Raw genomic sequence first — 13,503 nt, forward strand, 5'->3', positions numbered from 1 at the left:
TCACGTTGTCCAGCTGAAGGGCGGGAGTGCTCACTTGGCCGCCTCCGTCGTCGAGACATCGGTGTCCGGGCCCGCGACCTCGGCGCCCATGGTGCCCATGCCGCCGGTGCCCTCGTGCAGTTCGGCCTTGCGCCTGCGTGAGGGCAGCAGGCCCTCCGGCCGCAGCGCCATCATCAGCACCAGCACGCCGCCGAACAGCAGGATGCGGTACTCGGCCGGGTCCTTGCCCAGCGCGTCCTTCAGCCAGTCGACCTCGCGGAACCGCTCGGGCAGCCAGGCGATGACGAACGCGCCCAGCATGACGCCGGGCAGGTTGCCCGAGCCACCGAGCACGACCGCGGCGAGGATGGTCGCGGACAGGATGAACGGGAACGTGTTCGGCTCGATGAACACTGCCTTGCCCGCGTAGATGCCGCCCGCCAGGCCGCCGATCATGGCGCCGATGGCGAACGCGAGCAGCTTGAACTTGAACGTCGGCACGCCCATCAGCTCGGCCGCGTCCTCGTCCTCGCGGATCGCGGCCCACGCGCGGCCGACCCGGCTCTTCTGCAGCCGCACCGAGAAGATGATGACCAGCACGATGGCGATCAGCATCAGGTAGTAGTACGGCGCGGGCAGCACGCCGAACTCCACGCCGATCGACGGCATGTCGGTCGGGTGCGGCACGTTGGTGATACCGCGGGCGCCGCCGATCTCGTCGGTGTTGTTCGCGGTGATGCGGACGATCTCACCGAAGCCGAGCGTCACGATCGCCAGGTAGTCGCCGCGCAGCCGCAGCGTCGGCGCGCCGAGGATGACCCCGGACACGGCGGCCAGCAGGATGCCGAACACCACGGTCGCCCAGTAGTTCCAGCCGTACTGGGTGCCGAAGTAGGCCACCGAGTAGCCGCCGATGGCGAAGAACGCGACGAAGCCGAGGTCGAGCAGGCCCGCCTGGCCGACCACCACGTTCAGGCCGATGGCCAGCAGGATGTAGGTGCCGATCGGGTAGATCAGGACCGTGGTCCAGTCCGAGCCGGGCGACATGAACTCGCCGATCACCGGCGCGGGCAGGATCAGCGCGAACACGATCGCGCCGAGGTACACCAGGTACCGCTGCCACACCTTGGCGTGTTCCCACCAGTCGCGGGCGCCGTCGAACAGGGCGCCCACGCGCCTCAACGGATTCGCGTTGCCAGTCACTCCGTTGCCTTTCATGCGCGGGCCTTCTGCAGGGATTCGCCGAGGATGCCGGTCGGTCGGAACATCAGCACGACCACCAGCACGGTGAACGCGATCACGTCCTTCCACTCCGAACCCAGGAAGATCGCGCCCCAGTTCTCGATGAGGCCGAGCACGATACCGCCGAGCAGGGCGCCGCGGAGATTGCCGATACCGCCGAGCACCGCCGCGGTGAACGCCTTGATGCCGAGCACGAAACCGACGTTGAAAACGGTGTTCTCGAACTCCATCAGGTACAGCGCGCCGGCCACGCCCGCCATCGCGCCGCCGAGCAGGAACGTGACCCGCACGATGTTGTCGATGCTGACGCCCATCAGCACGGCGGCCTCGGGGTCCTGGGCGGTGGCGCGGATGCCGCGGCCGATCTTGGTCTTGTTCACCAGGCGGTCCAGCGCGATCATCATGATGACCGCGGCGACCACGACGATGATGTGGTCGGTGCGGACGGCCGCGTTGCCGATGGTGAACACCGTGTCGCGGTCGACGATGCGCGCCGCGGACTGCTGGTTGCGCCCGGGCTTGCCGGTCAACCAGGGGATGATGACCAGTGCGAACAGCTCTTGCAGGAAGAGCGAGGCGCCGATCGCGGAGATCAGCGCGGTGAGCCGGGTGGCACCTTTTCTGCGCAGCGGCCGGTAGGCCACGAGCTCCAGCAGCATCGCGGCGCCGCCGGAGATCGCCGCGGACGCCACGATGATCAACAGCATCACGCCGAACAGGGCGATCCCGGTCAGCGGCGACGCGGGCGCGATCGCCGTGATCACCACGAGCGACGTGAAGGTGCCGATCATGAAGATCTCGGAGTGCGCGAAGTTGATCAGACGCAGCACGCCGTAGACCATCGTGTAGCCGAGGGCGACGAGCGCGTAGATGGAGCCGAACACCAGTCCGCCCACCGTGCTGGGCAGGAACTGGTTGAGGAAATCATCAAGCATGACAGGTTTGCCTCACGAGACGGGCGGGGAGAGAAACTTCGCCATAGTGGTGGGGAGCGGGAGCTGTCGTTCCCACGACACTCCCGCTCCCCAGCGCGCCTAGCTTGCTACCTGATCCGTCCCGGATCAGCCCTCGAGCTTCGCTTCCTCCGCGGCACCCAGCAGCTTCACCTTGCCGTCGACGACCTGGTAGATGAAGATCGCGTTGTTCTCGGGCTCGCCGTTGGCCTTGAACTTGATCGGCTTGGAGGCACCCTCGAAGCTGACGCTCTTCAGGAACTCGTTGATCTTCTCGCCGGTGGTGTGGCCCGCCTCGACGGCCTTGATGAACGCGGTCGCGGCGTCGTAGCCCTCGGTGGCGTAGATCGCCGGGTCGACGTTGGCGCTCTTCTTGTAGTTGTCGAAGAACGTCTTGAGCGCGCCGGTCACGTCGGGCGTCGGGATGTTGCACGGGCAGGCGAGGACGGCGCCCTCGGCCGCCTCCGGGCCCGCGCCGGTGACGAGCTGCTGGTCGAGCGAGCCGTCACCGGAGGCGAACGTGGCCTTCACACCACCGTCGCGCAGCTGCTTGAGCAGCCGGCCGGCCTGCGCGTAGTAACCACCGAACACGATCACGTCGGGGTTCGCCGCGGCGACCTTCGTGACCGTGGAGGAGTAGTCGGACGCGTCCTTGGCGAACTTGTCGCGCTCGACCGTGACGTTCGACTTCTCGAACGACTCGGCGACGGCGTCGGCCAGGCCGACGCTGTACTCCTGGTCGTCGGACAGGACGAACGCCTTCTTCGGGCTCTTCGCCTGCACCAGGAAGTCGGCGATGCCGGGGCCCTGGTCGGCGTCGTTCGCGACGACGCGGTGCCAGTAGGTCCAGCCGTTCTCCGCGAGACCGGGGTTCGTGGCCGAAGGCGAGACGCTGGGGATCTTGCTCTCTTCGAGCTGCTGGCCGATGGCCTTGGACTCACCGGAGAAGGCCGGGCCGATGAGGGCCACGATCTTGTCCTGGGTGATGGCCTTCGTGATCAACGAAGTGGCCTGGTCGGCCTTGCCCTGGCTGTCGTACTGGACCAGCTCGATCTTGACCTTGGGGTTCTTGGCGTTGTACTCCTCAACCGCCATCACGGCCCCGTTCCGGGGCGGGATCACGATCGCCGCGTTCTCGCCGGTGAGGTCACCCATGAACCCGATCTTGACCGAGGTGACGTCGCCACCCGCTTCGCCACCGCCGCCGCCTCCAGCGCAAGCCGCGAGCACCAGCGACGTAGCCGCCGCCAGCGCCAGAACTCGGCCGAGTCGTGCTCCTGACACCGGAATACCTCCCATGACACCAACCATCCCGCCGGTAGGCGGAGCCCTCACACGAGGGCGTGGGTTAGGGCAGGAACGTAGCTTCAGTTGAACTCGGTGAACAGGTGGTCTTACTGCTCTGTGTCCACATCGTGACGGTTGTCACGGGGAAATGCCCCCGCGTTAACAAGCTTAAATCCAGCTCAAATAGCCGCAGGTCACAACGCCAATGCGAACAGTAACCGAGAATGACCAGACCGACTGTCCGATACTCGAACGTGTATCACTCGCGGGGATACTCAGCCGAAGTTTTCGATGACGGCTTCGGCCACTGCCTTCATGGTGGTGCGCCGATCCATGGCGGTGCGCTGCACCCAGCGGAATGCCTCGGGCTCCGACAGACCCTGCTTGGTCATCAGCAATCCCTTGGCGCGCTCGACGACCTTGCGCGTCTCCAGCCGCTCGGTCAGCCCGGCGACCTCGTTCTCCAGCGCCTGCAGCTCCGCGAACCGGCTCATCGCCAGCTCGATCGCGGGCACCAGGTCGCGCTTGGCGAACGGCTTGACCAGGTACGCCATCGCGCCCGCGTCACGTGCGCGCTCCACCAGGTCGCGCTGGCTGAACGCGGTGAGGATGACCACCGGCGCGATGCGCTTGCCCGCGATCACCGACGCGGCCTCGATGCCGTCGACCTTGGGCATCTTCACGTCCATGATCACCAGGTCGGGCCGCAGCTCGGTGGCCAGCGTGACCGCCTCGTCGCCATCGGCGGCCTGGCCGGCCACCTCGTACCCCTCTTCGCGCAGCATCTCGACCAGGTCGAGGCGGATGAGGGCTTCGTCCTCGGCCACGAGCACGCGCCGGGGCGCGACCTCGGGCTGGGCCTCGGCAGCCTGATGGGTCACCGGGGTCCTCCTGACACTCTGACGGCGGCTCGACGCGGTCGCGTCGGACGAAACCGCAGTCTACCGGCGTGCACCGCGCCGTCCGCCCGCTTGGGCCGTGATCACGGCCACCGGCGAGGACTTCGTCGGTTCGGACGGCTCCGCTGGTCCGAACGCCGTGGGTGAACACCTCCCCGGGCAGGTGTCACCCGCCCGGGGGGTGCGGCTCACTTGACGGCCTGCGGCGGTTCCCACCAGCCCGTGACGCCCTCCGGCCACTCCATCGCGGCCAGTGCGGGCTCGTGCTCGGGGTCCGGTCCGTCGACCTCGCGCAGGAACAGGTCGTACCAGCCGGTGGACAGCCCGAGGCCGCCGCCCGCGCTGGGGGTCTCCACCGCGCCGGGCAGGCCGAACACGGGGTGCAGCAGCTGGTCGGCGACCTTCGGCACGCCCAGGCTCGCGGGCCACTCCACCCACCACCGGTCGCCCTGCGCCAGCGCACGCACCCACGGCGCCGCGCTGAACAGGTGGTAGCGGCGCAGCACGGCGCTGCCCACACCGGTCGGGTACGGCGTCTCGGCCAGGTGGTCGCGCTCGACGGCGGCGAGCGGGCCGTCGACGAACGCGGCGTTCAGCCCGCGGCCCTTGAGCAGGGTGCGCACGTACTTCATGCCGTCCGCCCAGGCCCGCTCGTCCACGCCCGCGAGGTGCACGGCCGCGTCCAGCCCGACCAGCCGCAGCTCCACCGAGCGCGGGTGGTGGGTGACGCGCAGCCCGGCCACGCCCGCCACCCACGAGTCGTCGTGGCGCGGCAGCAGCTCGTACAGCAGCGGCCCGAGGGCGTGGTCGGTGAGGTGCACGCGCGGGTGCCTGCCCGGTTCGACGGTGCGGAACGCGTGCGCCGGGCGCAGCATGCTCGCGGGCGGGCGCAGTTGCAGGTGCAGGCCCGCGTCGATGCCCGCCTTGAGCAGCACGCACTCCAGCGCGCGCTGGTCGTCCTCCTCGGCGTCGGGCAGGAACAGGCCGCGCACGTCGGCCTCGCCGCGCAGGGCGTCGACCACGCGTTCGCGGCGGTCGTCGGGCAGGTCGTGCAGCACGGCCTTCACCGCGGGCACGGCCTGGGTGAGGTTCTCGCCGGTGTAGCGCCGGCGGAGGTCGACCAGCTGTTCGGTCAACGATGATCGCGCCATGGCAGTCCTCGCTCCCGCCGCCCGGCTCGGCGCAACAAGGACGCGTCACGCGTCGTTCAACGGACTTCGGTGATACCCCGTGAGCAGGGGTGCCTTCACCCCGCGGCGGATCACGCCACCCGTTGCCGGGGAGTGGCTCCAGCCTCACGTCTGCCCACACACGCCGGTTCCGACCATAGCAAAACGGGTTCTACAGCGACGGCACCCGCACGATCAGGCGGTAGTGGGCGGTCGTGCGGAACCCGTCGCTGCGGCCGTCGATCAGCAGGTCGTGCTCGCCGGGCGACAACGGCGGGATGCGCACCCACAGCCCGCACGCGTAGGTGCGGAACGTGCCTTGCTCGCCGGTCACCGCGTTGTCCTCGGTGCCGCGGAACGTGATCCGGTCCGGCCCGAGGCGTCGCACGTCCTGCGGTCGCCCGTCGAGCGTGACCTCGCCGTAGGCGTTCTCGGCGGTGCCGGCGCAGGCGTCCGCGGTGTCGGCGGTGTCGGCGGTGTGGTTGACCACGGGCCCGACGAGCTCGCGGTCGGCGGGCACCTCGCAGGTGCGCTCCACCGCGCCGCCGAACGTGCCCGCGACGAACCACAGGTCCGCCGGCTGGTCCACCGCGCAGAACTCGCCGGTGTCGTCGGTGACCGGGTTGCGGCTGTTCGGGCTGGACGCGGCCCAGGTCCACCAGCGCGCCTGCACGCCGTCCGGTTCGGGAGCCGGTGCGCCGGGCACCGCCGAGGTGCAGCCGGCGAGCAGCGCGACGAGGACTGCCGGCGACAATCGGAGCACGGCGCATGATGACACGACCGGGTGACGTTGCCCGCGAGGCCGCGCGTCCCTAGCGTCTGGCTCATGGTGAGCGGGGCGGAGCGGTTGCTGGGTGTGCTGGCCGCGCACGGCGTCGAGGTCGTGTTCGGGTTGCCCGGCGTGCACAACCTGCCCGTGTGGGAGGCGCTGCGGACCTCCGGCATCCGGCTGGTCGGCGTCCGGCACGAGCAGACCGCGGTGTACGCGGCGGACGGATACGCCCGCGCCACCGGCAGGCTGGGCGTCGCGCTGGTGACGACCGGGCCGGGCGCGGCGAACTGCCTGGGCGCGACCGGCGAGGCGTACGCGTCGGGGTCGCCGGTGCTGGTGATCGCCACCGACATCCCGTCCACGCTGCGCCGTCCCGGCGAGTACCGGGGCACGCTGCACGAGACGCGGGACCAGCGGGCGATGTTCCTGCCGGTGGTGAAGGGCGGCTGGACGCTGCGGGCGGCCGAGTCGGTCGGCATCTACGCCGACAGCGCCGCGCTGCTGGCCACCGCCGCCCCGCAGGGACCGGTGTACCTGGGCGTGCCGACCGACTTCCTCACCGCCGACGCGGGCGTGTGGAACCGGATCCCGACCCGTGCGCCGTCGGTGCCGGACGTGACGGCGGGCGTCGAGCTGGTGGCGGCTGCCGAACGACCGCTGATCTGGGCGGGCGGCGGCGCGGCGCGGTCGGGCGCGGGTGCGGCGGTCGGCGGGTTGGCCTCGCGCATCGGCGCGCCGATCGTCACCACCTACGGCGCGCGCGGGCTGGTCGACCACCCGCACGTGGTGCACGGTCCCGTGCACCTGCCGGAGGTCGGCGCGCTGTGGGACGAGGCCGACCTGGTCATCGGGGTGGGCAGCGACTTCGACGGGATGATGACGCAGAACTGGCGGCAGCCCGCGCCGCCCCGGCTGCTGAACGTCAACGTCGAGGCGATCCGCAACTACCGGCCGGACGTGACGCTGCGCGGTGACGCGCGGATGGTGGTGTCGGCGCTGGCCGCCGCCGTGCCCGAGCGGCCGGACACCGGCGTGGCCGAGCGGGTCGCCGAGCTGAACGACCTGGTGCGCAAGGCGGTGGAGGCCGACGAGCCGCGCGCGGTGCCGTTGCTGGAGGCGCTGGAAGGTCACCGGGTGGTGGCCGACATGTGCGTGGCCGGGTACTGGGTCGGCGGGTTCGGCCGGATCACCCGGCCCCGCGGCCTGGCGTACCCGGTGGGGTGGGGCACGCTCGGCTTCGGCTTCCCCGCCGCGCTGGGTGCCGCCGTGACCGGGCGGGTGGTGGCCGTGTGCGGTGACGGCGGTTTCCTGTTCGCCGTGGGTGACCTGGCCACCGCCGCGCAGGAGCAGCTGCCGGTGACCGTGGTGCTGGTGGACGACGGCGGGTACGGGATGCTGCGGCACGACCAGGTGCGGGCCGGGCACGAGCCGTTCGGTGTGGACCTGCGGTCGCCGGACTTCGTCGCGCTGGCCCGCAGCTTCGGTGTCGAGGCGTCCGATGTGGACGGTTTCGGCCGGGACTTCCGGTCCCGGCTGGACGACTACGCCGCGCGGTCCGGGCCGAACGTGCTCGTGGTGCGCGCGGCGGCGCTGAAACCACCGGTCAACACGTCGCCGCGCTGGTATCGGGCGGCGTAGCGCGTCCCGGATCCCCTAGGGTGTCGAACATGAGTTCGAATCAACGCGTGTGGCCCGCGGCGGACGCTCACGACGAGCTGCGGTTGATGACCGAGTTCCTGACCTTCCTGCGCCTGACGGCCGTGTCGAAGGTGGAGGGCCTGAGCTGGGAGGACGCCTCGGCCACGCCGATCCCGACGTCACCGGTGGTGAGCGCGCTCGGCGTGCTGCGGCACCTGACGGCGGTCGAGCGGTGGTGGTTGTCGATCGAGGCGGGTGGCGTGGAGCTGCCGTCGCTGTGGGGTGAGGACGCGGACGCGTCGTGGCGCTTGCACGAGGGTGACACGGTCGAGTCGGTCATCGCCGAGTACCGCGCCGAGTGGGAGCGGTCGGCCGACGCGCTGCGCGGGCTCGGCCCGGACGACCTGACGCGCGGCGACCACGACGGCAAGGGGCGGACCGTGCGCTGGGTCCTCGCCCACCTGGTGCAGGAGACCGGCAGGCACGTCGGCCACCTGGACTTCCTGCGCGAGCTGGCGGACGGGGAGAAGGGCGAGTAACCCGGTGGCACGGGTCGAGGCGGTCGGGCTGGTGGGATCGGGAGGTCGGCGTGGGCGCGTTGGACGGGGTCGTGATCGCGGACTTCGGGCGGGTGCTGGCCGCGCCGTACGCGACGATGGTGCTGGCCGACCTCGGTGCCGAGGTGGTCAAGGTCGAGCACCCGCGTGGTGACGAGACGCGGGCCTGGGGTCCGCCGCACGCGCGCGGCGAGGCCACGTACTTCCTCTCGGTGAACCGGAACAAGCGCTCGCGGGTGCTGGACCTGGCCACGGCGGAGGGCCGTGCGGCGGCGCGTGAGCTGGCGCTGGGCGCGGACGTGCTGGTGGAGAACTTCCGGCCGGGCACCATGCGGAAGTTCGGGCTGGACTACGAGACGCTGTCCGAGGAGCACGAACGGCTCGTCTACTGCTCGGTGACGGGGTTCGGCGCGGGCCGGGGCGCGCACCTGCCGGGCTACGACCTGCTGGTGCAGGCGGTCGGCGGGCTGATGAGCGTGACGGGCACGGACGAGCCGACCAAGGTCGGCGTGGCGTTGGTGGACGTGCTGACCGGGATGCACGCGGCCGTGGGCATCCTCGCCGCGCTGCGGCACCGCGACGCGACCGGCGAGGGCCAGTTGGTGGAGGTCGACCTGCTGTCCGTGCTGCTGTCGAGCATGGTCAACCAGAGCGCCGGCTACACGCTGGCCGGGGTCGTGCCCGGTCCGCTGGGCAACCGGCACCCGTCGATCGCGCCCTACGAGGTGTTCCCGACCGCCGACCGGCCGGTGGTGCTGGCCGTGGGCAACGACCGGCAGTTCACCCGCCTGCGTGAAGCGCTGGACCTGCCGCCGGACGCGCGGTTCGCCACGAACGAGCTGCGGGTCGCGCACGTGCGGGAGCTGGCGGAGCTGGTGGGCGCCCGGTTGCGGACGCGTCCGGCGGCGCACTGGTTCGAGCTGCTGACGCCGCTGGGCGTGCCGTGCGGTCCGGTGAACGACCTGGCCGGTGCGTTCGCGCTGGCCGAGTCGCTCGGCTTGCGACCCACCGCCGACGTCGACGGGCTGGAGCTGGTGGCGAACCCGATCCGGCTGTCCGCGACCCCGCCGACGTACCGGCTGCCGCCGCCCAAGCTCCCGTGATGACGCGAGCGGGTGAACGGGCGTGCGCCGTTCGGCAGCGGCTGATTGGATCAACGTCCATGCGCCACCTGGTCGCGGTGCTCGCCGCGTTCGTGCTGTCCGTGTCCGCCGCACCCGTGTACGCCGCACCGGCTGCTCCCCCACGTGTCGAGGTCGACTTCAGCGGCGCCGTGTCGTTGGACGGCTGCTCGGGCTCGGTGGTCCGGCCGCCCGCCCACCAGCCGTCCGACCCGGCGCTGGTGATGACGAACGGGCACTGCGTGCGGTTCATGGACCCCGGCGTGGTCGTGGTCGACCAGCCTTCGGACCGGAAGTTCACGCTGCTCGCCGGCAACGGCGAGGACGAGCTCGGCAAGCTGCGCGCGGACACCCTGGTCTACGCCACGATGACCGGCACCGACGTCGCCCTGTTCCGGGTCACCGCCACCTACGGCGAGGTCGAGGCGATGGGCGGCCGGGCGTTGGAGTTGGCGGCGGAGCACCCCGGCACCGGCATCGACATCGGCGTGGTGTCCGGCTACTGGCGGCACATCTACTCGTGCGAGGTGGACGGTTACGTGCACGAGCTGCGCGAGGGCCGGTGGAGCTGGAAGGACTCGATGCGCTACACCGAGGACTGCCGCACCAGGGGCGGCACGTCCGGCTCTCCCGTGGTGGACGTGGCCACCGGCAAGGTGGTGGCGGTCAACAACACCGGCAACGAGGACGGCGAGCGGTGCACCGACAACAACCCGTGCGAGGTGGACGAGACCGGTGAGGTGACCGTGCGCCAGGGCATCGGGTACGCGCAGCAGACGTACCAGATCGTGCCGTGCCTGACCGGAGGCGGCCGGGTGGACCTGACCGCCCCCGGTTGCGGGCTGCAGAAACCGGCGGCCTAGGGCTGGAAGCGTTCGGCGGACAGTGCCTGGACGGCCGCCATCGGGTTGCCGAGGTGGTAGTGGTCGACGGCCAGGTAGGTCGGGGTCTTGCGGGCGGCGGGTTCGCAGAAACGGCGGGCGCGGTCGGTGAGTTTGCCGTTGTCCGTGGTCGCGGTGCCGGTGAAGGGGACGTCGCGGAAGTGGTTCATCACGAACAGCGGGCGGAAGCCGGGTTCGGTGCGGGTGAGTGGCGTGCTCCAGCGGCTGTGGCAGGACCAGTCCGAGGCGCCCAGGCCCGAGCCCATCGACCAGTGGTTCTCCACCGTCCACTCCGGCTGGTACATCACGCCGAAGCTGTCGCGCGGCACGGTGTCGCCGGCACGGCTGTGGTCGGTGAAGATCATCAGGCGCTTGCCGGTGGCGCGCAGGGTGTTCAGCGTGGGCCAGCCGTTCGTCCGCACGCCCGCCTGGTCCGGGCGGAACAGGACATCGGCCAGGCCCGTGACGCGGCTCAGTTCGGCGCGCAGCACCTCGGCGGAGACGTAGTCCTCCAGGAAGATCGTGACGAACTCGGTCGGGTTGCGCTTGAGGAAGTCCACGATTCGCTGCACGTCGACCCACAGCGCGACCGGGCGGCTGACCCACGTGCAGCTGTTGTGGCACAGGATCGCGCCGTCCGGGGTCTGGTGGACGTCCAGCTGGAACCCGCGCACACCGTCCCCGAGCTGCTGTTCGAGGCCGCGCGCCTGGTTCGGGGCGAGGTTGACGAACGGCGGGGCGAAGCCGCCGTCCACGCCGTTGGCGTAGGCGTTGTGCGCGGTGAGGAAGGTGACCTGGTCCAGCCGCCGCTCACCCTCCGGCGGCGCGGGCACCCGCTGGGGTGACACCGGGGTGAGGTACCAGCGGTCGGCCCCGGCCCCGATCCGCACCTGGTCCGTGCCGGACGCGATCAGGTAGCGGTCGGCGCCGGGCACCTTGAGCCGGAACCGGTCACCGTCCGGCAGCACGTCCCACTGGGCGTCCGTGCTGTCGCAGGGCAGCACCACGGCCTGGTCGCCCTGGCGGCCCAGGCACTGGGTGCCTTCGCGCAGCGTGCGACCGGCCAGCGCCCACTGCTGGCGGTCCTCGTCGCCCTTCGGCCGGCGTTGGAGCACGGACGTGCCCGAGACGCCGGCGTTCAGGCCCGTGGTGACGCTTTGCACGTAGTAGACGCCGTCAGCGGGCGCGGCTCGGGCGGTGAGCGGTGCGGCGGCGGTGGCGATCAGGGAGGTGACGAGCGTGGCGATCAGGGCTGATCGGGTGGCGCGCATCAAGAAGTCCTCTCGGAGGCTCCGCGGCGGCGGGCAGTCCACAGAGTAAACGCGAAATCCCTTCACGTCAGCCCGTCCTACGCTGGTGCCATGACCGAACCCTGGGGTGACCCCGACAAGATCCGCCGCGTCCTCGCCGAGGGCGGCACGTGGGCCGTGGTGGGCCTGGCCGACCACCCGCACCGCGCCGCCTACGGTGTGGCGAAGTTCCTCCAGCAGCGCGGCAAGCGGATCGTGCCCGTGCACCCGGACGCGCCGACCGTGCACGGCGAGCAGGGCTACGCGACGCTGGCCGACATCCCGTTCCCGGTCGACGTGGTGGACGTGTTCCGCCGGTCCGAGGCGGCGGGCGCGTTCGCCGACGAGGCCGTGCGGATCGGCGCCAAGGCGGTGTGGTTCCAGCTCGACGTCATCGACGAGGAGGCCTACGAGCGCGCCACGGCCGCCGGGCTGGACGTCGTCATGGACCGCTGCCCCGCCATCGAGTGGGCCGAGCACGGGCCGCGCTGATCACCGCCGGACCGCCGGGAAGCCGTGCGAGCGGGCGGCGACGACCACGGTCAGGGCGGGCACGAGGAGCACCAGCGCGCTCCACGGCAACGAACCCGCGCCGAACCCGTCGAGCAGCAGCCCGCCCGCCACGCCGCCGCCCGCCATGGCCGCGTTCCACAACGTGACCAGCAGGGCCTGCGCGGAGTCCGCCGCCTCGCCGCCCGCGTCACCGGCCGCCGTGGTCAGCAGCGTCGGCACACCGCCGAACCCCAGGCCCCACAACGCGACCGCGACGTAGACCAGGGGCGCGGCGGCCAGGTCGGCGGCCAGCACGGTGACCGCGACCGCGAACAGCACGGCGGCACCGATCATCAACGCGCGCAGCCGGCGGTCGATGTGCGCGCCCACGACCCAGATGCCCGCCACCGACGCCACGCCGAACACGAGCAGCACCGCGTCGACCCGGTCGGCCAGGCCGAGCCGCGCCAGGTACGCGGCGATGTAGGTGTAGAGGATCGTGTGCGCGAGCACGAACACCAGCGTCACGACCATCACCGGCACCACACCGGGCAGGGCCAGGGTCCGCGCGACCGGGACGCGACCGCCGCGCGGTTGGCCGGGTCGGTCCGGCACCACCGCCACCGTCCAGGCGATCAGCACGACCGCCAGCGCCGTCATCGCCCAGAACGCGGCACGCCAGCCGAGTGCGTTGCCGAGGAACGTGCCCGCGGGCACGCCGAGCGACAACGCCACCGGGATGCCTGCCATGACCAGCGCGGTGGCCTTGCCGCGCAGGTGGTCGGGCGCGACCCCGCGGGCGTACCCGGCCAGCAGCGCCCACACCACGCCCGCGGCCACCCCGGCGACGAACCGGGCGGCCAGGGTGAGCGGGAAGTGCGACGACACGGCGGTGACGGTGTTGGCGACCGCGAAACCCGCGACCCCGGCCAGGAGCAAGCGCTTGCGCGGCCAGGTGGACGTGACGGCGGACAGCGGGATCGCCGCCGCGACCGTGCCGATCGCGTAGACGGTGACGAGTTGGCCGGTCGCGGACTCGCTCACGCCGAGGCCGGCGCTCATCCCGCGCAGCACGCCGGCGGGCAGCGCCTCGGTCAGGACGGTGGTGAACGCGGCCGTGGCCAGTGCGAGCAGCGGCCGCAGCGGCAGCTTTCCCGTGCGTGGCACGGTGTCGGTTCGAGCAGCGGTGATGCGCATACCGCATGGTCGAACCTGACACCGGTG

Annotated in this window: 13 protein-coding genes; 5 read left to right on the forward strand and 8 right to left on the reverse strand. The window is 71.4% G+C overall.

All coding sequences use genetic code 11. The features are described 5' to 3' along the window. Positions 1 to 30: 30 nt before the first annotated feature. From B0I31_RS00215 to B0I31_RS00240, 6 genes are all read right to left on the reverse strand, one after another. Positions 31 to 1,197, reverse strand: a complete 1,167-nt coding sequence (locus B0I31_RS00215; protein ID WP_106613270.1) for a branched-chain amino acid ABC transporter permease — start codon at positions 1,195 to 1,197, stop codon at positions 31 to 33. After that, entirely contained in the window at positions 1,194 to 2,156 is a 963-nt protein-coding gene (locus tag B0I31_RS00220; RefSeq protein WP_106613271.1) for a branched-chain amino acid ABC transporter permease, read from the reverse strand. The genes B0I31_RS00215 and B0I31_RS00220 overlap by 4 nt, the downstream gene beginning before the upstream one ends. Positions 2,157 to 2,282: 126 nt before the next feature. Continuing rightward, positions 2,283 to 3,458, reverse strand: a complete 1,176-nt coding sequence (locus tag B0I31_RS00225) for a branched-chain amino acid ABC transporter substrate-binding protein (RefSeq protein ID WP_245949558.1) — start codon at positions 3,456 to 3,458, stop codon at positions 2,283 to 2,285. Between the two features lie 278 nt (positions 3,459 to 3,736). Further along, positions 3,737 to 4,342, reverse strand: coding sequence for an ANTAR domain-containing response regulator (locus tag B0I31_RS00230; protein ID WP_053718528.1), 606 nt, complete (start codon positions 4,340 to 4,342; stop codon positions 3,737 to 3,739). A 206-nt stretch (positions 4,343 to 4,548) separates the two neighbouring features. Then, a complete protein-coding gene (locus tag B0I31_RS00235; RefSeq protein ID WP_106613273.1) occupies positions 4,549 to 5,511 on the reverse strand; it encodes a hypothetical protein in 963 nt (320 codons plus the stop codon). Between the two features lie 190 nt (positions 5,512 to 5,701). Then, entirely contained in the window at positions 5,702 to 6,292 is a 591-nt protein-coding gene (locus B0I31_RS00240; RefSeq protein ID WP_219910563.1) for a hypothetical protein, read from the reverse strand. Positions 6,293 to 6,355: 63 nt separating this feature from the next. Between B0I31_RS00240 and B0I31_RS00245 the strand changes: the two genes are divergently transcribed. Genes B0I31_RS00245 through B0I31_RS00260 form a run of 4 tightly spaced genes read left to right on the forward strand, consistent with a single transcriptional unit; the run spans position 6,356 to position 10,480 of the window. Continuing rightward, the gene (locus B0I31_RS00245; RefSeq protein ID WP_106613274.1) at positions 6,356 to 7,939 is read left to right on the forward strand and encodes a thiamine pyrophosphate-binding protein; all 1,584 of its coding nucleotides are present in this window, start codon (positions 6,356 to 6,358) and stop codon (positions 7,937 to 7,939) included. Between the two features lie 29 nt (positions 7,940 to 7,968). Continuing rightward, a complete protein-coding gene (locus tag B0I31_RS00250) occupies positions 7,969 to 8,478 on the forward strand; it encodes a DinB family protein (RefSeq protein ID WP_106613933.1) in 510 nt (169 codons plus the stop codon). Between the two features lie 50 nt (positions 8,479 to 8,528). Further along, positions 8,529 to 9,599 carry a CaiB/BaiF CoA transferase family protein gene (locus B0I31_RS00255; RefSeq protein WP_106613275.1) on the forward strand — a complete coding sequence of 357 codons (1,071 nt, stop codon included), beginning with the start codon at positions 8,529 to 8,531 and terminating at the stop codon, positions 9,597 to 9,599. 59 nt (positions 9,600 to 9,658) lie between these two features. Next, positions 9,659 to 10,480, forward strand: coding sequence for a S1 family peptidase (locus tag B0I31_RS00260; protein WP_219910564.1), 822 nt, complete (start codon positions 9,659 to 9,661; stop codon positions 10,478 to 10,480). Here the strand turns inward: B0I31_RS00260 and B0I31_RS00265 are convergent. Continuing rightward, complete coding sequence (locus tag B0I31_RS00265; RefSeq protein ID WP_106613277.1) at positions 10,477 to 11,769, reverse strand: PI-PLC domain-containing protein; 1,293 nt, start codon at positions 11,767 to 11,769, stop codon at positions 10,477 to 10,479. The two genes, B0I31_RS00260 and B0I31_RS00265, sit on opposite strands and share 4 nt — an antisense overlap. Positions 11,770 to 11,859: 90 nt before the next feature. On the opposite strand from B0I31_RS00265, the gene B0I31_RS00270 reads away from it, so the two are divergent. Further along, complete coding sequence (locus tag B0I31_RS00270; protein WP_106613278.1) at positions 11,860 to 12,279, forward strand: CoA-binding protein; 420 nt, start codon at positions 11,860 to 11,862, stop codon at positions 12,277 to 12,279. Here the strand turns inward: B0I31_RS00270 and B0I31_RS00275 are convergent, their stop codons facing one another. Next, entirely contained in the window at positions 12,280 to 13,476 is a 1,197-nt protein-coding gene (locus B0I31_RS00275; protein ID WP_106613279.1) for an MFS transporter, read from the reverse strand. It abuts the gene before it with no gap. Positions 13,477 to 13,503: the final 27 nt, after the last annotated feature.

This window comes from Saccharothrix carnea (genome assembly GCF_003014735.1).
Lineage (GTDB): Bacteria > Actinomycetota > Actinomycetes > Mycobacteriales > Pseudonocardiaceae > Actinosynnema > Actinosynnema carneum.